Genomic DNA, 18220 nt, shown 5'->3' on the forward strand with positions numbered 1-18220 from the left:
ATAGTCATTAGTCATTAGCTTTAGGCAAGTTACAAAGGACAAATGAGACAACTGACCAATGATAACTTTACACCTGAGACTGCTCTTCTTGTTCTATTTCAGCTTGAATTCGTGCGAGTTCTTCAGGAGTAAGCTCGTCTAGCCGCTTTTGCAGAAAGTCTTGCTCATACTGTTCCCGCTGTTGGTGGTAGGTCATTTTTTGTCCCACCGCCCGGAAAAAATAAGTCGCTAACCAGCCAATTAACCCACTGACTAGTAAGACTTGGCTCCATATACCAGCTTTCTGATTATCCAAGCCGACTAGCTGCAATCCTACATAAGCCAATCCGCCGGCAATAAAAACACCTAAGCCAATTCCAATAGCGTCAATCCGTCGCATGAGAGTTATGACCTACCAATTTCGTTAAACTTGAATTTGTCGCCGTTGAGGTCGGAAATTGACAAACGGCGATAGAACCAACAGACCCGGAAAGAAGAAAAACACCAAAAAGTACATGAATACACGCTCGATGGAGCTAGCTACATACCAACGCTGCTTCAGGTACAGCAAGACAGCAATAGGGATTACCAAAAGGTAAGCTCCAGCCAAAATCAGATACAGCAGGGCGACAATCATAACTTTCAAGTCTTAAGCATCTGTTTTCCATCATAGGCTGAACAGCCTAACTGAGGGAAGTATAGTCATGATGCTTTCAACATTACTGCGGCATAATTCCTCCTCTATATCCAGATTGACTGATAAAAGGTAATTTCATGCTATTATCGTAAATCTACTACCAAGCAAACGTTTTAGTCAGACAGGATCGGAAACTCATCCAGATTGATTACGGGGAAACAAAGAAAACTTCTAATTTTGGGAAACAATCGCACAGTCTGGAAAAAATATTTTCAATCTAGTTGGACAAAAGACACAATTGATGGTGGAATAGATGAGGGGGTATTTGCTGCCTCTACAAAATAACTAGTTACACTAGTTGCCAAACACCTGCGGGGGTGTGGCGGAATGGTAGACGCTACGGACTTAAATAATTGAGCCTTGAAGGAGAAATCCCTCAAGTGGAAGCTCTCAAACTCAGGGAAACCTAAATCTGGTGACAGACATGGCAATCCTGAGCCAAGCCGAAGAAAGTCCTGAGTCATGAGTGCTGAGTGGTGAGTAAATTTAAAACTCTTAACTCCTAACTCCTAACTCATAACTATTCGGAAGGTGCAGAGACCCGACGGGAGCTACCCTAACGTTAAGTCGAGGGTAAAGGGAGAGTCCAATTCTTAAAACCTGAACTGGCTATTGTCATCAGGCAGCAGTGAAAACTGCGGGAGAATGAAAATCCGTTGACCGTAATAGGTCGTGTGGGTTCAAGTCCCTCCACCCCCACTAAAAATTTAAAATACAGAAAGGCTTCCATAAAAATTATGGGCGAGTTGTATCTAAGTCATAGATTAACTCGCCCATATTTTTATGCATGGTCTTTTATAGGTAAATTAAGTAATTTCACTGAACTATTTAATGAAGTATTAAACAATTTGTCTTTAATACTTTATTTATAGTCTTAGTTAATCAAATTTATGTAAAAAGATTACTGAATCTCTGAAGAATAGATTGATACTACTGTTCACCAAGGTTAAGCTGGTAATAATATGAACAGGAAGCCTTTTTGTCCTGATAACTGAAATGACCGCTAATAGTTTATCAATCAGTCAGGAAGATCCCCATTGTGTTACGTCTAACTCTAGACAGCTAAATGTGCAAATTGCACAAGAGGAGGTTTATAGCTTCTTCGTGGAAATTGTCAAAAAACTGTCACCAGAGGATGTTTTACGGGAATTCAAAGGTTTATTTATAGACGGTCTTGATTCAGAGGATTCAGATTATATACCTGGAATATATAGCCTTTTTTTAGATGATAACGAACAGGAATTATATAATACACTTAAACGGTGTTGCTACATCATAGTTAATAATTGGAAAAGTAACCGAAAAGACAAATATATCCAAGAATTAGTTAATTTATTTGTTAATGAAAATCTGAAGATAAAGACCAATAATCATCCAGTCGTAAAAATTTGTAAGAACTGGCTAGAGAATTTTGTCAACAGCAAAGATTACCAAGAACTAAAATTATTTGCTACTAAATATGAGGAATCATCTAAAGGTCATTGGGCTAATCGCTATACTTCCTATTTATTAATTGATCAATCTGTTAATAAAAATAATCCCATAGAGCAACAAGAGGCTGCTAGGAGGCTTTCTAAACAGATAAAAGACAAATTTAAGTTTGAACTAGCAATGTATATTGCTCGTTCTCAATCTGCTGTATCAAGCACGACACGCTATAAAAATCCCAGTGTTTTGGGAGACCAAGCTCTCAGGCTAATAAAAGCCATTGTCTTAAAACGAGGTGTATTTAGCCATGAAAATATTGCCCATATATTTATCAAGCAAACTCAAAATCAAACTCTGGAAGAATTTAAAATAAATTTGGAAAAATATCTATTTTTTTCTGTAGAAAATCAAGAATCAGTAGAGAGTTGGAAGCAGCAATTTACAGATAATTTATCCTTATGGAAAAAAGATTACAATCAAGAAATTATGACTAAAGAACTATTTTTGAGAACCTGTAATCGAGTTATTGATTGTTTGACAATAGAAAATGCAAAACAACCTTCATCGCTATTTATACTATTAATTAACCAAGGTCATTCTCTAACATTGGTGATTATACTATTAAAGATTATTTTGATTTGTAAAAACTCTCGCAGACATTTAGAAACTCGGATTGCTCATCTGATTCGTTTTTATGAAAAGTATTCGGAAGAGGAATGCAAGGGAGTAATTAATTTTATGGAGATTTTTAATATCACCTTTGCAATTTATGCAGAAAACGTGGAATATAACTTGATTAAGATGGAAGAAGAGGAACAAAGCAGTAATTCGCAGTTAAATCTGGATGGTTATCGTGTATTTTCACAGATGAAAGTAGATAGAAAAAAATGAGTTTTGTTATTTAGCAAGGCGTTCGTCTAACCAGGCGAGGCCAGCACCCGCAGTTTCAGCTAGAATACTAATGAGGCGATATAGAGCGATCGCACTAAATACTAGAGCAGCTGGAAAGTGGTGTCGTAAAAGTTCATACGCAGTCGCTTCAAATACACCTAACCCACCAGGCGCACCGGGTATGACAAGCCCCAACAACCAAGCGCAGCTAAAAGCCCCTAACAACAAAGGAATTTGATTCGCATTCAACGAACCCAGGGCGAAGATAGTTAGTATAAACCCAGTGGCGCGTAGTAGCATAAAGCCCAATTCTCCTAACAAAGGTCGTAGGAGGTAGCTTTTAAGACTGAAGGGAACAGTTGGTTCAGTGGTAGCAGCAGACTTTTTTGCTTTCAATTTGTGCAAAAAGTGAATAACTGGGTTTAAAAACCAAGGATGAATCGCACAAAGGACTACAGCTAAACTCAGCAATTGTAGTATTTGCAAAACGAGGGTAGTATTCGCTGCCGCAAATTGGCTACTGCATAGGACAATAATGATTAAAGCAGCCGCTAGCATGAGTAGGGGTTCGAGCAAAACGCTTAAGGTGGCTGCACCAGCAGAAACATTGGCATTTTTGGCGGCGACAATTCGCCCGTAGTAATGCCAGATATTACCTGGTAAATACTTAGCTATGTTCGTTTTTAGGTAAACTTGGATGAATTGGGGAGATGATACAGGTTGATTTAACTCTTGTAGAATCCAAGTCCAGATCCAGCCTGCCCAGGTATGAGCTAGTAAAGTCACCCCTGTAGCGATCGCCATAATTGCCCATCCTACCTCATCAATGCGAATAGCAGTCACCTCAATCCAATTATCCTTCAGAGCTTTCCCCAAAAAAAACAGTGTTCCTCCCAAAATTATCCAGCGTAAAAATTGTTTCATGAATTTAGTAATTTAACAGTAGAGCAACAATGGCTGAATACCTCAAATTTTATGGTATGTCAGCTATATATCCAAAGCTTTTGAAGTATCAAACAACTTGATGTAGCTCTTTTGACGACAACCATATTAAAACAATTCGCAATGGGCTAACGCCCCGCTCCGCTAACGCAATTACGTTTTGCGTTAGTGAGTTTGCGAGCGTTCGGGGATTTAGATCCCTACCCAAAACGGTCTGCCTGTCTTGCTGGGGACTTAAACCCCCAAAGTTCGTTAACTTAGTTTATATCTCCCTATAGTTAGATAAAAATATTATTTTTGTACTAATTAAAATGTGACTTGCGCTAGATGTAAAACTTATTTCATTATTCATATCATTAATGAAAGTTATTATTTCTGTCTGAAACTTCGGATACAAAAATAATTCCAAATATCAATCTTGGTTGAAGTTTAACTTAGTCACAAAAATGCAAGGAGTTAGAACTATGAAAAAAGCAATGAATTGGCTGAAAAACATCCGTCCCTTGAAAATTTTAACTGTTTTTTTAGCAGGAATGTTTCTATTTATGGCACAGGCTTGTGGTGCTCCGGGAGTAGCAACACAGCCACCACAACCTGGCGCTCAAGCACCTAATATCGAACGATATGATTCCACAAAAGATTATCCTCTGAATTCTCCTGCTGGTGGAATGAATAACTTTAGTGATGTAGATCCTAGAGCGAGAGATGAAAAGGCAGCTAATGATAGAGCTGAGGCGCTAGTGAAAAACGCTCAAAGAAACATTGACCAAAAGGGAATTGACAGCCGAGAGCAATATGTTCGGAATTTCCAACAAGGTACACCAGTTGGTGAAAGAGTGAAGAATCTGGGTGAAGATATCGGCAGTTCTGCTGAAGAGTTACGGGAAGGTGTTGTTAAGGGGACTCAGCGTGGATTTGAAAATTTGAAGGGTAATACCCAGAATGCAGCCAAAGATTTGACGAAAAATGTTCAGCGTGGGGCTGAAGATGCTGGTAAAAATGTTCAGCGCACAGCTGAGGATGCAGGCGATGCAGTGAAGGGGGCAGTTAGAAACGTTGATTGAAATTAGTCATTCAATCTCTTACAAGAATATGAAAGCGCCCACAGACCTTTAGTCTGGGGCTACCTAAACAAAGCCTGCCTACGCAGGCTTTTTTGAGTTTTAGATAATCATTTAAGCGGTGTAACAATCTGCAATAAAAGGATAAAGTATTATAAGCTACCGTTTTTAGCGATCGCGCTGAGTTTTTAAATGGTTGAACCACTGCGGTTGGTTCGCTTAACCCAAAGTGCGGTTAAAGCGATCGCATCCAAATGAATAAAATACATTCATTTGCTTAGAATTGAACTAAATAGCAGTGTGATCCGTCACCTGAGAACAGATGTGTTTTATGTCTTAAACAGTTTTCGCAACATATCTCTCCTGAATTAATTTAAACTAGACTCACAAATTGCGATCGCACAATTGCTTTAATTCCAATTCTAAATATGGCTAAAACACCTTTGTTTTTAAGAAATACTTGGTACTATGCATTACCCAGCAAACAGCTCAAATCTGGACAAATAATTTCAAAAACTCTCTTAAATGAACTAATAATTTTTAGTCGCGATCGCTCAGGAAAAGTCTTTGCCAAGGTAAGTGAAACGAAAAGTTATCCAATACAAGAGGCGCAAGGAAATATTTGGATTTATATGTCAAATGATGAGACTTCCTTAATATTAGAAGAAATCCCATTAATCCCTGAGTTTGCCGATCAAAGCCACCAAGCCGTTGAGTCCATCCGCTTTTCCTGTGATGTTGATCACGCCGTAGTCGGATTGATCGATCCTGCTCATATTGCTTTCGTTCACCAGGCCTGGTGGTGGCGTTCCCCTGAGACACTAAAGGAAGTAGTCAAAATCTTTGAACCATCTTTGCATGGCTTTACCATGCGAAAGCACCCACTAGAACAACAAACCTTGTTCTATCGCTTGATTGGACGCAATCCACAGATCGAAATCTCATTTCGTTTACCGGGAATTCGTATTGAGCGGGTGTTTACTGAGAAACATATGGTTTGTAACTTAACAGCAATTACTCCCATTTCCGAAACTGAGACTGAGGAAACAACGATGTTTTACACAACTTTACCTTGGTTTCCTATTCTCCAGCCATTGTTACTATGGTTTACGCGCAGTTTTCTCAATCAAGATCAAGAAATTTTGCTTAAACAACAAATTGGCTTGAAACATAATCCACCCTTAACTTTAGTTGGAGATGCCGATGCCCAAGCCCGTTGGTATTATAGATTGAAAGCAGAATTTGCCAAGTCTCAAATACAGGGGCGTTCTTTTGTTAACCCAATTAAAGAAAAGACACTTCGATGGCGTAGTTAGACCTAATAATCTAACTTTTAAGTCAGCATTGATAAAGCGATTGACGTTTTTGGTAATTAAATTGTCAAGCTTTCAGGTGATTTCTCAAAATAATTTTACCCGTGCGGAGGGCAACAGCCGTTTTCCACTAGGATGGAATGATGTTGTGTGGTAATTTTTATTCTGGAAATCACCTAAGTGCATCTCTTTAAAAACTTCTACAACAATTCAACTCTCTAGCCCTAATTTCATCATCAGTAACGGCTGCGTCTCTTGAAGCAGCTAAATTAATCACCTTAGCGTTACTCAGTTTTCGTTTCTAAATCACAAAAACCAATAATTTTATAGGGTTAATCATCATCAGACGCACCAACTTTGATTAATTCATTTTTGACAAACGCTTGTTTTTTATTCAAAATTAAAGCTACACCTACAGCTAGTAAAATTCCACTCACACCCTGATGTTCGGGAACAGAAGTAGAGGGAGTGCTAAATCCATACTTTGCCAAAATTTCTTGCCCTTCTTGTGACAGGATATATTTAGTTAATTTTTCACCAGCAGGATCGGCATTTTTCAGTATAGTCACTCCATAATTAGCCTTTGTTGCTAAATAGTCGGGTAACTCTATTATTTGCAGATTGTCACCACCTTCTGTTATTTGAGCAGTCTTCCCACTGGTGTAATAAGCTAAAAAGATATCTGCCTGCTTTGTTTCTTCGAGAAAATAGACTAAATTATTTTTGCCATTAGGAACGATAGGAGCATTAGGATTACCACCTACTAACTGCAAGCCTTTATCCTTCAAAATTCGAGAGCTACCAGGTATAATCTGATTGGCTTTGTCAAATATCTGCCACGCATAGTTACCAGATGGATCTGCTACAGGTGTGGAAGTTCCCAACTTGATATCGGGTTTTAGTAAAAAATCCAACAAATTATCTGATGTGATACCAAGTCCTGATCTGACAACAGCAACCATGCGGTTACTAGTGAAATTTACTACAGGTTCACTTAAACCTTCTTCAAATAAAAGCTGGGGGTTATCAATATCTGCACTAGCAAAAACATCTGCGGATTTTCCGGTTTTGGAGAATTCTTGTTCTATAAATTCTCGTGTTAACCCAGATGGGCCAAATCGCGTTTCTACCGGAACCCCATATTTCTCGTTAAAAGATTCAGCTACTTCTGTGAGGCTATCCCGCAAACTACCAGCACCGTATAACTTAACTGCTAATACCTGAGTTGGCAGAATTATACTGACAGCACAAGCTATCAGTGTAAAGGCAAAAAAATGCTTTTTCATATTATATTACCGGGTTACTATTACTACTCAGTGAATTAGCCATTATCTTTACCCATCAAAGTAATAAATGAGTTTTGATATGTGCGTAGTTTGTGATTAAAGATATAATACCAACTAAGTTGGAAATAATCAATTAACCAACATCTTCAAATGCTGACTTGATAAAATTTTTCAGTTTGTCATCAGTTTCAAGAATGCATCAATCGTCCTGATGTTGCCCAGCCTGTCCTGAAATAACAGGCTGCACACAAGTGAAACTGCTGTCCAGCAGCAAGAAGCGCCTGTAGCAAACAGCCAAAATATTTGTATAGTAATTATGTATACATAAAGACCAATTAATAAACATCAAGAAATTTCAAAATTTAAACCTGTAAACAAATTAGGAGGTATTCTACATAATTACTTGAGGGTAATTAGCAGTTAGCATTCCAAACAATTGTTTATTTATACTCTGGTACGGAACTAGCAGCGAAAGTTGGGTAAACCTTAACTAGAATTGATAATTTTCTACTTTGTCAAAAATAAATTTTCATCTAGAGTAGGACAAAGATACATGCTGTTTACCACATAGAAAAAATCTAGCTGAAGCCTCTGGCTCATAGCTATGGGAAACCAAGCTTGATGCTTGAGAGTCTGGTTTCAAAATGGGTAACAGCAACATCCCCTATCAGCTTGATCACCTATGCTAAAAGTTATGCACTCGGCCGCCAACTCAGCCACTCCAAATTCCCAGTGGGAGGATTTAATCAAGCTTCCAGCCCCAAACACAGTTCAATGGGACAATATCAAAACCCAATTAGACTTGGTGCTGTTGGCCCTAGAAACCTTAACTGGGATTGGTTCAGAGGCAATGCTTTCGGCGGCAACTGATCTGAATTTAGAGTCAAGAGTGCCAGACCGCGTAGCTTTATGGCGACTGCGCCAATCAAATCCCCTACGCAAAGGTCAAGGAGGGCGAAAAAAGCTAGATGTCGAAGAAGCGCGATCGCTTGTTCTGATCATCTGCTACCTAGCCAAACAGCACCAGGAATTGATTCGCCGCGCTGTCGGCCTGTTGGAACAAATGGCAGAAAATAACCGGGAACCTCACCAGGCTGCTTTACTTGGAGATTATATTGATGCTTTTTGCAACACCTACCAAGAGCGGATGGAAGAGGACGAGCAAATCTCAACGGATTTACTAACCAACCTGGCCCTAAAACTGCTTGTAGATTTACTTTTTTACAGTGCTCCTGGTGGGCATCGCCGTCTCTGGCTAGCACTTATAGACCGTTCAACAAAATTTTAAATTTTAGATTTGAAATTTCTCAACCAAAATTCGCTTGTGATTTGTTTGCTAGATCAGGAAACTCTTTTGATAGTCGTTAGCTCTTGGGCAATGCACTACCGAAGAAACCTGACAAAGTTTTGAGTGGAGGAATCCACTGTTTCAACTTTTCTTGGCAAGCAACTGGTTCAATTTTTTGCAAAATCCCAAATAGTCTTCTTCGCAGTTCCTGTCATGCCTCTATCAAATTCTGTCATTCGTTGCTATACACCGCCGACTTGCACGCTAGAAGTATTCGCGCAAAGCTCACCTCTGTCTCGTTGGATGGGGAAAACTGTCCTCAAACACCTAAGCTTTGAGCTACGTTTTGATGATCCCCGACTACCAGAAGAACACAGAGTTCCAATTCGGGGCGATCGCGAACAACTCGAAGCTTTATGTGATGCGGTCACCAGCTATGTACAAGAATTCCTCCAACAGTCTCCAGAAAGCTTTTGGGTCAGTTTCTCCGGTACTCAAGAGTCAAGCACAGCACTGGATGAGCCGGAATTAAAGTCTTCAACAAAAACATTAAATTCCTTTAGTACCCAAATTCCAGGGGCAAATATTTACTTAGAACCAAACACCTATTTAACTCACAATTTATTTCTTGGTTCTCTCGCCAATCACTCATCTGGCCCCGTAATTCAACTCAGTTTGCTGCAACTATTTGATTTGGCAAGTGCTTTAGATGAATACTCGACTGATGTCATGGCACTCCCAACCCTTAACAGCACGAGTTCGACTCTGAGATTCCCGGCTTGGGCACCTATTGCCGCAGTATTAGTATTAGGTGTGGGTTTTTTACCAGTTACTTGGCAATATGCTAATACCATTAGGGAAAAGCAACAGCAGACAGCCAAAACATCAGATCCAGAAGCGATAAAGGCTGCTTTAGAACCTTCACCCTCACTAAACTTTCCCACGCCTCAAGCCGGGATCACTCTTCCATCAGATAATTTGCTAGGTTCCACCCCTCCACTTTCCACATCTAGTTTGCCTCAAGCACCCTTAACAGCACCTAATTCTAGTTTCTCTACATCGCCATCTCTACTTCCAAATAATGCACTGACAATACCTCCAGGGACGACTTCAACTCTTCCCACTAATGGAACGACGAGCTTCTCTACGAGACGCTCCGCGGACGCTAACGCACCATCCAGCAAAATCCCAGGTCAGGAAATTGCCATATTACCAAATCTGGGACAGAACCCTACAGGATCAAATCCTCAAGCTGGTACTCTGCCTCAACTGCGGAATTTGCCACCTAGATTATCTGCTAATGCAGGCAGCTTACCAACTAATATCTCACCAGTAGTTCCCCCATCTCTTGGCAATATACCCAATAATAGTGCTGGTAATACCCCTACCCAACCACCGTCACTAAGCTCACAACAGCTAGACGAAAGAATCAATTCTCTACAGCAACCTTCTCCTGGAGAAAAACCTGCTTCACAACTTCCTTCTTCTAGAACTGCGGATAATAATCCCTTTATCGATCAATTAGGGGACGGACGTAAACCCCCCACATCCACAGAAGTGGCTACTGGCACATTATTTGATACACCTCAAGTAGCAGAAGCTAGAGAATACTTAAGAAAGCGTTGGCAACCACCCACTGGACTAGGACAAACATTAGAGTATAGTTTAATAGTCAGTGTTGACGGCACAGTTGAACGAATTTTTCCCCTTAATAAGCCAGCAAGAGAATTCGTTGATAGCACTGGGATGCCTGAAGTGGGTAAACCTTTTGTTTCCCCTAATAGAGGCGGACAAAATGTCAGAATTCGAGTGGTTCTCAGTCCTGATGGCAAGGTACAGACTTTTCCAGATGAATAAGTAAACTAATCTGTTTAATGCCACTTGTAAAACTGGTACAAACTTTGTGCCAGTTTTTATTTAATCCAATTGCTCTTGAGCTTGCTTTTTGGAGTACAGTTATCAAACTGGTCTTACTATTGATACCAGTAAACCTACCCATTAATACAATTACTGTTAACACCAATTCTCTAAAATCGAACTATCTAATACAAGTTTAGAGGCTCAGATTAAATCTTATACCTCTTAATTACGAATTGGTACAAATAACTCATATCAAAAATAAGAAATATGCAAACAATTGGTACTCAGAAAGACAGTCCAGCTTGGGTTATTCAAACTTGGGCAGCTTTTGTGATTTCTATTTCTATGACCACCTTCGGTATTGTAAATTTACCTGTCAATAGCTGGGTGAAAGGATTTATGGGTATGGGTTTAGCTTTTTCTGTTGGCTCAACTTTTACTTTGGCAAAAACTACTAGAGACTTGCACGAAACTAGAAGATTAACTGCTAGATTAGACGAGGCGAAAGTAGAAAAATTGCTTTCACAACACGATCCTCTAAATTTAAAATGAAGCTAGTCACAGCAATTTTGGATTAAAAGGCTTTACTAAAAAGCTGTTAGAAATTAACTATATTACGAAAAACTAAAGGACTGGATATACCAGTCCTTTATTATATTGATTTAACGTTTGTTTTTATCTTAATAACGGGATTTTTTGGTCTTTAACTTTTGCTTTTTACGCCGACGTTCGCTAGCAGCCACGGCCTGTTCTACCGGATAACCCACTACAGGAATTACCTGATATTTGCGCTCCTCTTCTAAGTTTTTCAGAACAGTGTAATCAACCCAATGAATACAATCAACTGGACACGTGTCAATTGCTTCTTGGATAAGTTCCTCAGCGTCCCCATCTTGGCGAACCACGCGCGATCGCCCGTAATCTGGTTCAATGTAAAAGGTGTTACGCGCAACATGAGCGCAATGCTTACAACCAATACAGGTGATTTCGTCAACATAAACACCATTTTGGCGCAGTACACCGCCCAATTCCGGTTCCAAACCAGAACGTTCTGGGGCATCCCGTAAGAAACCCCCTAATTCTGGTTCCAAACCGGAACGGTTCTCTTCTTGTTCTTCCGGCGACGGCAGAAAATCAGCCATTACGCACTCCAGCGCTGTACTACCAAGCGAATTGAACCATCTTCATTTTTTTGTTGTTCAGAGATTTGAAAACCAACACGAGCGGTTTCTTTCACAACTGTTTGATAAGCATAGCGCTGTGTTACCTGGCGCAAAAATCCATCTACAGATAAATCTTGCTGCCAATATTGCAAGTCAGCCACCAGTTCATATTCTTTGCCATTCCATCTAAAACCGATGTCATAGCCATTTTCCTGCTCAATACTAACTTCCGCAGGATGGGTTTGACCGCGATAGCCACGGACTTCGCGTGGGCCGGGTTTCCAGTCTACGCCCAATTCAGTCAAAGCATCTTTCAAAGAATCAAGGTTACGGATTTGAGTCTTAATTTGGCTAAAGTGTGACATGGTGGTTGTGAATTAATAACACTAAACTACTGTGAAAACTTACCAATCGCTGTAAGTGGTGTGTGTATTCGCCACATTAGATTGCTGCACCTTAGCGGCGAAATATTCTGAGGTTGGCTCATGATTAAGTACTTGCCCCAACTGTGCCTCTATTGCTGCTGTAACCTCAGCGCAAGAAGCACCCACAATGCCAGTGACTTTCTCTTGTACCCGACCGTCTGGATAAATTATGAACTCTAATGTCTCCATTCTTTTGGCCAACCAGGATAAGTACGCTTAAATTGTACTGCCTTAGCAGAAGGCTACAAATATAGCCGTAGGAACATTTTTACTTAGATACAAACTTGCCATTTGTTAACTAATGTTCCATCTTTCAACATATATATCTCAGAATCTTTACAAAACTTATTATTATTATAAGCAGATGCATCAGTATTTAGTTAGTTTCTCTTAACCTTCTTGATTAGTCAAGGTAAGAACTGAAGGTAGCTAGGTAAGCTGCAAAAGTCCTAAGAATAAGCATTAGAGGTAGTATAGCCAGCAAGACAATTCACAAAAATATAAAATTTCTTGAAAAACTTTATTATTACCATTCGATTTACTTTATTCTCTTCTGGGTAGGCTGGATGCAATGCTGTATCAGCCTAGAGCAAGATAGTGGGGTATACGTAGGTATTGTATTAAGTCTTTAATATAGTGACTTTAGTTAGCATCGGGTGTAAAGGGATTTTTAAACTGCGATCGCTATTTTCTGCCATTGGTGAGATTTACCACGATCGCTGCTGTGTTTAAAGGTAGAAATTCCTTGACAGTTGTAAAAGAACTTAACGTGCTTCTGAATGATTGCCGTCTATCAGTGAATAAAACATTTTAATTTTATTATTATCCTGTTTAATAAGTCTATTTACGAGGTAAATTCTATGGCAATGGTTTTAGAGAAAGTAGTTCCTTTTGGGAGGTCGATGGATGAATATATAAAAATATTCAATTTAACAAATGCAGATTTAAATAAAAGCATCATTGGGATTGGGGATGGGCCAGCAAGCTTTAATGCAGAAATGACACGTCAGGGTAAAAGTGTAGTTTCTGTTGACCCACTCTATCAATTTTCCAGTGATGAAATATTGCAAAGATTTAATGAAGTGGTAGATAACATAATTAACCAAGTCAACGCTACATCGAATGATTGGGTATGGAGCTATCATAAATCTCCGGATGATTTGCGACAAAATCGAGTCAAAGTTATTCAAGAATTTCTGTGTGATTATGAAACTGGCAAAAAGAGTAATAGATATACAGTTGGTGAATTACCAAAATTGGCTTATGATAATCAAGAATTTGATATAGCTCTTTGTTCGCATTTATTATTTTTATATTCAGACCATCTCGATTACGATTTTCACTTAAATTCAGTAGGTGAGATGTTGCGTATTGCTAAAGAAGTCAGAATATTTCCCTTAATAACTTTAATGTGGAAACATTCACAACATTTAGATGAAATAGTTGAATATTATACTTCAAAGGGTTACAAGATAGATATTGAAAAGGTTGAATACGAATTACAGCCTGGTGGAAATAAAATGTTGAAGATAACCAGAGATGTTATATAATTCGTATCTATAAAGAATAAGTATAACCATCCAGTGTATAGATTGTTAGGTATATTATTCAGCAAACATTTCAGCTAAAGTATCTAAAACTGCTTTTTGTTCATTAGGGTCAATCTGACCTAGCTTTTTGACTAATCGAGTTTTGTCAACTGTACGAATTTGATCTAGAACGATTTGTCCATCCTTACCCTGAAACTGACAAGCAACACGAGTCGGATAAGACTGTCCTTTAGTTGTCATCGGAGCAATAATAACCGTGGCAATATATTTATTCATCTCATCTGGTGAAATTATTACACAGGGTCTTGTCTTTTGAATCTCACTGCCAATTGTCGGGTCGAGGTTAACCAAAAACACATCAAATCGATTCACTACCACTCCCACTCTAGATGCTCCCACTCTGTAGTTATTGCATCATCGAGCAGTGTATCATCATGTTGATTCGCCATAGTTGCAAATGCTTCCTCCCATCCATGACGCGATTGAGAGGCAGCACGGACAATTAGGTGACAATCTTGAATTTCAATTTCCACCTCTTCGCCAATACCACTTTGTTCAAGCAGAAGTTTAGGAATACGGATACCTTGAGAGTTCCCGATTTTAACAATACGGGTTCTAATTGCTGTTCCCATGAGGATATTTATCCTTGACTGTAATTACATTGTGATTACTAATCAGGATTTTGTCAACAAGCGCTCAATTTTTCAATAATTTTTAATGCGTAGGCGTAGCCAGCCGTAGGCATCGCTCTGGCCACAACCACTTATGCTGTCACCATTGACCGTACTGAATCAGGGGATGCTGGCTCAAAATGTAACACCATAATTTGCTCTGGGCGTACACCGACAGATTCATAAGTGCGGCCAGAGCGATCGCTAAATTCCACCTCAAACGCAGCACCGCCAGCTAATAATTCTACTACTGTGCCAACTTGACCACGGTACACGCTGTATTCAGGTAGATCAACTGTCAGCGCTACTACATCCAGCAACTCAATTCTAATTTTATTCATACTTCATCGCTTTAGTGCGGTTAATTGGTCAGTGATACTTCGCCCATCAAGAACCTCGCCGCCACTCTACTGAGTTTCCTTTTACTCTGATTCAAATTTGTGCCAGAAGTCTATTGACTTCTGGTAAATCTATTGAGAAGCTAATAGTTAGATTTACTAATTAATAGAAGTGCATCAAATTTGTGACAATACTGACGGGCAAAATAAATCGATCGCAACCTCCTAGCGAACCAAAACCGCTAATCCTTGAAACTCAGGGACTCACACGCCGTTTTGGGAAGTTAACCGCAGTTAATAACCTGAGCATATCTGTAGAACAAGGCGAAGTTTTTGGACTGCTTGGCCCCAATGGTGCAGGGAAAAGTACAGTTCTTAAGATGTTGACAACCTTACTGCCTATCAGTGCAGGGAAAGCAACCTTAGCTGGCTATGATGTGACTCGTCAATCTAATCCTGTGAGACAGGCTATCGGTTATGTACCCCAAGCGCTCTCTGCTGATGGTAGTCTTACGGGTTACGAAAATCTCTTAATCTTCGCCAAGCTGTATGGAATACCTGCCAAAGGACGCGATCGCCGCATCTATGAAATTTTAGAATACATGGGTTTGCAAGATGCAGCGCACCGCTTGGTACGAAACTACTCTGGTGGGATGATCCGCAAGCTGGAAATTGGCATATCAGTTCTCCATCAACCCCAAATTCTGTTTCTTGATGAGCCGACTGTCGGACTAGATCCAATCGCTCGAACTCAAGTATGGCAGCTTGTGCTACAACTCTGTGCTGATTACGGCACAACTATATTTTTAACAACCCACTTTTTAGAAGAAGCGGATAGCTTATGTAACCGAGTGGCAATTATGCAGCAAGGTGAAGTCGTTACCACAGGTACACCAAGCGATTTAAAAGCTTCTTTAGATAACCCAAATGCAACTTTGGATGATGTCTTTATTCACTATACAGGCGACCAGTTAACATCAGGAGTGAACTACCGTGACACAGCAAGAACCAGACGTACTGCTCAACGGTTGGGTTAAAGCACCACCTACTGTTCGAGTAAATTTGATCTCTGCAATTAAAGAGCTAGTTACGAAAACCCTAGCGATCGCAGAATTAGAAATACGTAAACTCCGCCACGATCCTACTGATTTAATAGTTCGAGCTGTGCAACCAGCCTTATGGCTACTAATTTTTGGACAAGTTTTCGCCCGAACTCGCGTGATTCCAACAGGAAACTTACCATATTTAGACTTTATTTCTGCTGGTATATTGGCTCAGAGTATTTTGTTTGTGGCAATTTTTAGTGGTGGAATGACGCTAATCTGGGAGCGAGATTTAGGCATTGTCCATAAATTTTTAGCTAGTCCTACGCCTCGCGTGGCGATGGTGTTGGGCAAAGCCCTGGCGTGTGGGGTGAGGTGCTTATCTCAGGTAATATTCATTTACGGATTAGCATTTTTATTAGGTGTCAAACTAAATCTTCATCCCCTAGCTATTCTCCAAGTACTGCTGCTAGTAATACTAGGGGCGGGAACATTTTGTATTTTTTCATTAATTATTGGCTGTTTGGTAAAAAGCCGAGAAAGGATGACAGGTATTGGACAATTGTTAACCATGCCGTTATTTTTTGCTAGCAATGCCATCTATCCGATCACGTTAATGCCCAGTTGGTTAAAGTTTATTTCCCATTTAAATCCGTTGACTTATCTAGTTGACGGGTTACGTAGCACCATGCTGTTGAATGGCACTAGCATCTATGGCTTTGGTCTGGATTGTACAATTCTCTTATTCACATTAATAATTTTGGCCATCCTTGGTGGAAAACTTTATCCACGGGTGGCCATGTAACTAGGAGAACAACAAGCCCATGACCTTGGATAAACCTAATCAAGGTGCAACTTCCGAAGAATGTGCCGCTAGAGTAATGGAGACAGTTCCATTAGTGATGCGGTTTATCCGAGCGGATATGCGTGCCCATAGTGCCGCTTTTTTATCTATACCTCAATTGCGATCGCTAGCATTTATTAACCGCAATCCCGGTGCTTCATTATCTGACCTGGCAGAGCATTTAGGTGTCACCTCTGCCACGGCATCAGCAACCATAGAACGCTTGGTACAACGCGACTTCGTAAAACGGATTGCTCATCCTCAAGAGCGGCGGCGGGTGTTGCTCAATTTAACTGAAGATGGAAGGCATCATCTGAAGCAATCCCAAGATCAAACTCGCGCTCATATTACCGACTTACTGAAAGGTCTTTCAGAAGACCAAATTTCCAACATTGAAGAAGGCTTAACTCTACTAAAAAATGTCTTCGAGAAAACGGAACTAAAATCCCCATAACTCTGAGTTTACACAGCCGATCCTTTTGCAGCCTTTAAGTTTCAAGACTATCGGCTATTTACTATTGGACGGCTGTCTTCGTGGGGTCGCAATAGCTTCAGTCATCGACCCAGCCTTCGGAGGATTCGGGATTGCACGTCTAGGTTTAATAATTCAGTGAATCTTCATAGCAAATTGGTATTAGTTATGATGTAGACATAAGCCCTGCTTCTGAGCCTTAATGTTGAATACTAGATCATTTTTATAGGTGAGTATTATGAGCAATAATCTTCCAGCAGAAGCTGCAAAAGGTTTTAACTTAGCTGAGACTTCGATGAGGAAGGAGTCTCCTTTTGTTGAAACTGACGGATTGCTCTTGTATAAAGAAGAGTGCAAGACGCCAGAATTTTTAAACTCATCCTTCTGCATAGATATATTTGGTGAACCAGTTGTCGTAGATCACTATGTACTATTGTTTCCTAATTCAGAAACTCTCACAGAGTACGCTACGACTCTAATCAAGCATGATGCCAAAATCACGGAAGGGCCAGGAAAATGGCCTGATGATTTTTGTCCAGAGCAAAGCTTATTGCCCGAAGATGCTGGTATGTACTTTCTTTCAGCTTTAATGCCGTCAGGCATGATTTTGGTACTACTTGCACCTAACGCACCCGATGAGCAGATTGCTAACTTATTCCACGAGCAAGGTTTTAATACTGTCCATCACGTTGCCATTCTTGTTGATGATATCTATGCAGCAGCAGAGGTGTGGCAAAAGAAAGGCTTTGTTCCTTTGTCTATGACTCCTCAAGAAGATGGTTCCTTGTGCCAATGGTTTTTCCGCAACTGGGCAGGCCAGATAATAGAGCTAATCTGCCGCCGATGGATAGGTAAAGAGACTTTTTCCTGTGAAAATATCGCTGGTTTACGCCTTTCAGAATTGGCCGCCTAAACTTATCAAGTTGCTCTGTACCATTAATTACGAATTACGTTAGCGTAGCGGTAGCG

At 40.0% G+C, this 18220-nt stretch carries 21 protein-coding genes; 11 read left to right on the forward strand and 10 right to left on the reverse strand.

The genetic code is table 11. The annotated features are described in order from the left end of the window. Nucleotides 1–67 precede the first annotated feature (67 nt). Together ACWATR_RS06710 and ndhL are read right to left on the reverse strand one after the other, a co-directional pair. Nucleotides 68–379 (reverse strand): DUF3007 family protein, encoded by a 312-nt coding sequence (locus ACWATR_RS06710; protein WP_181930689.1) that lies wholly within the window; start codon nucleotides 377–379, stop codon nucleotides 68–70. Between the two features lie 24 nt (nucleotides 380–403). After that, entirely contained in the window at nucleotides 404–616 is a 213-nt protein-coding gene (ndhL, locus tag ACWATR_RS06715; protein ID WP_292760199.1) for an NAD(P)H-quinone oxidoreductase subunit L, read from the reverse strand. A 1056-nt stretch (nucleotides 617–1672) separates the two neighbouring features. Between ndhL and ACWATR_RS06720 the strand changes: the two genes are divergently transcribed. After that, nucleotides 1673–2995 carry a hypothetical protein gene (locus tag ACWATR_RS06720; protein WP_460330701.1) on the forward strand — a complete coding sequence of 441 codons (1323 nt, stop codon included), beginning with the start codon at nucleotides 1673–1675 and terminating at the stop codon, nucleotides 2993–2995. 6 nt (nucleotides 2996–3001) lie between these two features. Here the strand turns inward: ACWATR_RS06720 and ACWATR_RS06725 are convergent, their stop codons facing one another. Next, nucleotides 3002–3919 (reverse strand): lysylphosphatidylglycerol synthase domain-containing protein, encoded by a 918-nt coding sequence (locus tag ACWATR_RS06725; protein WP_460330704.1) that lies wholly within the window; start codon nucleotides 3917–3919, stop codon nucleotides 3002–3004. 482 nt (nucleotides 3920–4401) lie between these two features. On the opposite strand from ACWATR_RS06725, the gene ACWATR_RS06730 reads away from it, so the two are divergent. Both ACWATR_RS06730 and ACWATR_RS06735 read left to right on the forward strand, forming a co-directional pair. Continuing rightward, nucleotides 4402–5001 (forward strand): hypothetical protein, encoded by a 600-nt coding sequence (locus ACWATR_RS06730; protein ID WP_460330706.1) that lies wholly within the window; start codon nucleotides 4402–4404, stop codon nucleotides 4999–5001. Between the two features lie 425 nt (nucleotides 5002–5426). Further along, complete coding sequence (locus tag ACWATR_RS06735; protein WP_460330707.1) at nucleotides 5427–6314, forward strand: aromatic ring-hydroxylating dioxygenase subunit alpha; 888 nt, start codon at nucleotides 5427–5429, stop codon at nucleotides 6312–6314. A 329-nt stretch (nucleotides 6315–6643) separates the two neighbouring features. Here ACWATR_RS06735 and ACWATR_RS06740 read toward each other — a convergent pair whose 3' ends face one another. Beyond that, on the reverse strand, nucleotides 6644–7597 hold the full coding sequence (locus ACWATR_RS06740) for a molybdate ABC transporter substrate-binding protein (RefSeq protein ID WP_460330710.1): 954 nt from the start codon (nucleotides 7595–7597) through the stop codon (nucleotides 6644–6646). 682 nt (nucleotides 7598–8279) lie between these two features. On the opposite strand from ACWATR_RS06740, the gene ACWATR_RS06745 reads away from it, so the two are divergent. The 3 genes from ACWATR_RS06745 to ACWATR_RS06755 all read left to right on the forward strand — a co-directional run bounded on the left by ACWATR_RS06745 (nucleotide 8280) and on the right by ACWATR_RS06755 (nucleotide 11297). Next, nucleotides 8280–8885: a DUF3038 domain-containing protein gene (locus ACWATR_RS06745; RefSeq protein ID WP_069069205.1), complete on the forward strand. Its 606-nt coding sequence runs from the start codon at nucleotides 8280–8282 to the stop codon at nucleotides 8883–8885. A 213-nt stretch (nucleotides 8886–9098) separates the two neighbouring features. Further along, nucleotides 9099–10742, forward strand: coding sequence for a DUF4335 domain-containing protein (locus ACWATR_RS06750; RefSeq protein ID WP_460330713.1), 1644 nt, complete (start codon nucleotides 9099–9101; stop codon nucleotides 10740–10742). Nucleotides 10743–11012: 270 nt separating this feature from the next. After that, entirely contained in the window at nucleotides 11013–11297 is a 285-nt protein-coding gene (locus tag ACWATR_RS06755) for a YiaA/YiaB family inner membrane protein (RefSeq protein ID WP_069069207.1), read from the forward strand. A 128-nt stretch (nucleotides 11298–11425) separates the two neighbouring features. Here the strand turns inward: ACWATR_RS06755 and ACWATR_RS06760 are convergent, their stop codons facing one another. Genes ACWATR_RS06760 through ACWATR_RS06770 form a run of 3 tightly spaced genes read right to left on the reverse strand, consistent with a single transcriptional unit; the run spans nucleotide 11426 to nucleotide 12522 of the window. After that, nucleotides 11426–11887 (reverse strand): ferredoxin, encoded by a 462-nt coding sequence (locus tag ACWATR_RS06760; RefSeq protein ID WP_460330716.1) that lies wholly within the window; start codon nucleotides 11885–11887, stop codon nucleotides 11426–11428. Continuing rightward, entirely contained in the window at nucleotides 11887–12273 is a 387-nt protein-coding gene (locus ACWATR_RS06765; protein ID WP_460330718.1) for a DUF1257 domain-containing protein, read from the reverse strand. Before ACWATR_RS06765 ends, ACWATR_RS06760 begins: the two co-directional genes overlap by 1 nt. Nucleotides 12274–12312: 39 nt before the next feature. After that, on the reverse strand, nucleotides 12313–12522 hold the full coding sequence (locus ACWATR_RS06770) for a DUF2997 domain-containing protein (RefSeq protein WP_012406943.1): 210 nt from the start codon (nucleotides 12520–12522) through the stop codon (nucleotides 12313–12315). A gap of 671 nt (nucleotides 12523–13193) precedes the next feature. On the opposite strand from ACWATR_RS06770, the gene ACWATR_RS06775 reads away from it, so the two are divergent. After that, nucleotides 13194–13883, forward strand: coding sequence for an SAM-dependent methyltransferase (locus ACWATR_RS06775; RefSeq protein WP_460330721.1), 690 nt, complete (start codon nucleotides 13194–13196; stop codon nucleotides 13881–13883). 54 nt (nucleotides 13884–13937) lie between these two features. On the opposite strand, the gene ACWATR_RS06780 is transcribed toward ACWATR_RS06775, so the two are convergent. The 3 genes from ACWATR_RS06780 to ACWATR_RS06790 form a co-directional block, all read right to left on the reverse strand. Then, on the reverse strand, nucleotides 13938–14255 hold the full coding sequence (locus tag ACWATR_RS06780; protein WP_460330723.1) for a type II toxin-antitoxin system PemK/MazF family toxin: 318 nt from the start codon (nucleotides 14253–14255) through the stop codon (nucleotides 13938–13940). After that, the gene (locus tag ACWATR_RS06785; protein ID WP_460330725.1) at nucleotides 14255–14515 is read right to left on the reverse strand and encodes an AbrB/MazE/SpoVT family DNA-binding domain-containing protein; all 261 of its coding nucleotides are present in this window, start codon (nucleotides 14513–14515) and stop codon (nucleotides 14255–14257) included. Before ACWATR_RS06785 ends, ACWATR_RS06780 begins: the two co-directional genes overlap by 1 nt. 131 nt (nucleotides 14516–14646) lie before the next feature. Beyond that, a complete protein-coding gene (locus ACWATR_RS06790) occupies nucleotides 14647–14895 on the reverse strand; it encodes a DUF4926 domain-containing protein (RefSeq protein WP_460330726.1) in 249 nt (82 codons plus the stop codon). Between the two features lie 182 nt (nucleotides 14896–15077). On the opposite strand from ACWATR_RS06790, the gene ACWATR_RS06795 reads away from it, so the two are divergent. The 4 genes from ACWATR_RS06795 to ACWATR_RS06810 all read left to right on the forward strand — a co-directional run bounded on the left by ACWATR_RS06795 (nucleotide 15078) and on the right by ACWATR_RS06810 (nucleotide 18164). Continuing rightward, nucleotides 15078–15929: an ABC transporter ATP-binding protein gene (locus tag ACWATR_RS06795; protein ID WP_460330728.1), complete on the forward strand. Its 852-nt coding sequence runs from the start codon at nucleotides 15078–15080 to the stop codon at nucleotides 15927–15929. Next, nucleotides 15886–16740, forward strand: coding sequence for an ABC transporter permease (locus ACWATR_RS06800; protein WP_460330729.1), 855 nt, complete (start codon nucleotides 15886–15888; stop codon nucleotides 16738–16740). Before ACWATR_RS06795 ends, ACWATR_RS06800 begins: the two co-directional genes overlap by 44 nt. A 19-nt stretch (nucleotides 16741–16759) precedes the next feature. Beyond that, nucleotides 16760–17233, forward strand: a complete 474-nt coding sequence (locus ACWATR_RS06805; protein WP_460330731.1) for a MarR family winged helix-turn-helix transcriptional regulator — start codon at nucleotides 16760–16762, stop codon at nucleotides 17231–17233. Nucleotides 17234–17489: 256 nt separating this feature from the next. Beyond that, nucleotides 17490–18164: a VOC family protein gene (locus tag ACWATR_RS06810; protein WP_460330734.1), complete on the forward strand. Its 675-nt coding sequence runs from the start codon at nucleotides 17490–17492 to the stop codon at nucleotides 18162–18164. The last annotated feature ends 56 nt before the right edge of the window (nucleotides 18165–18220 follow it).

It is taken from the genome of Nostoc sp. UIC 10890 (genome assembly GCF_054786515.1).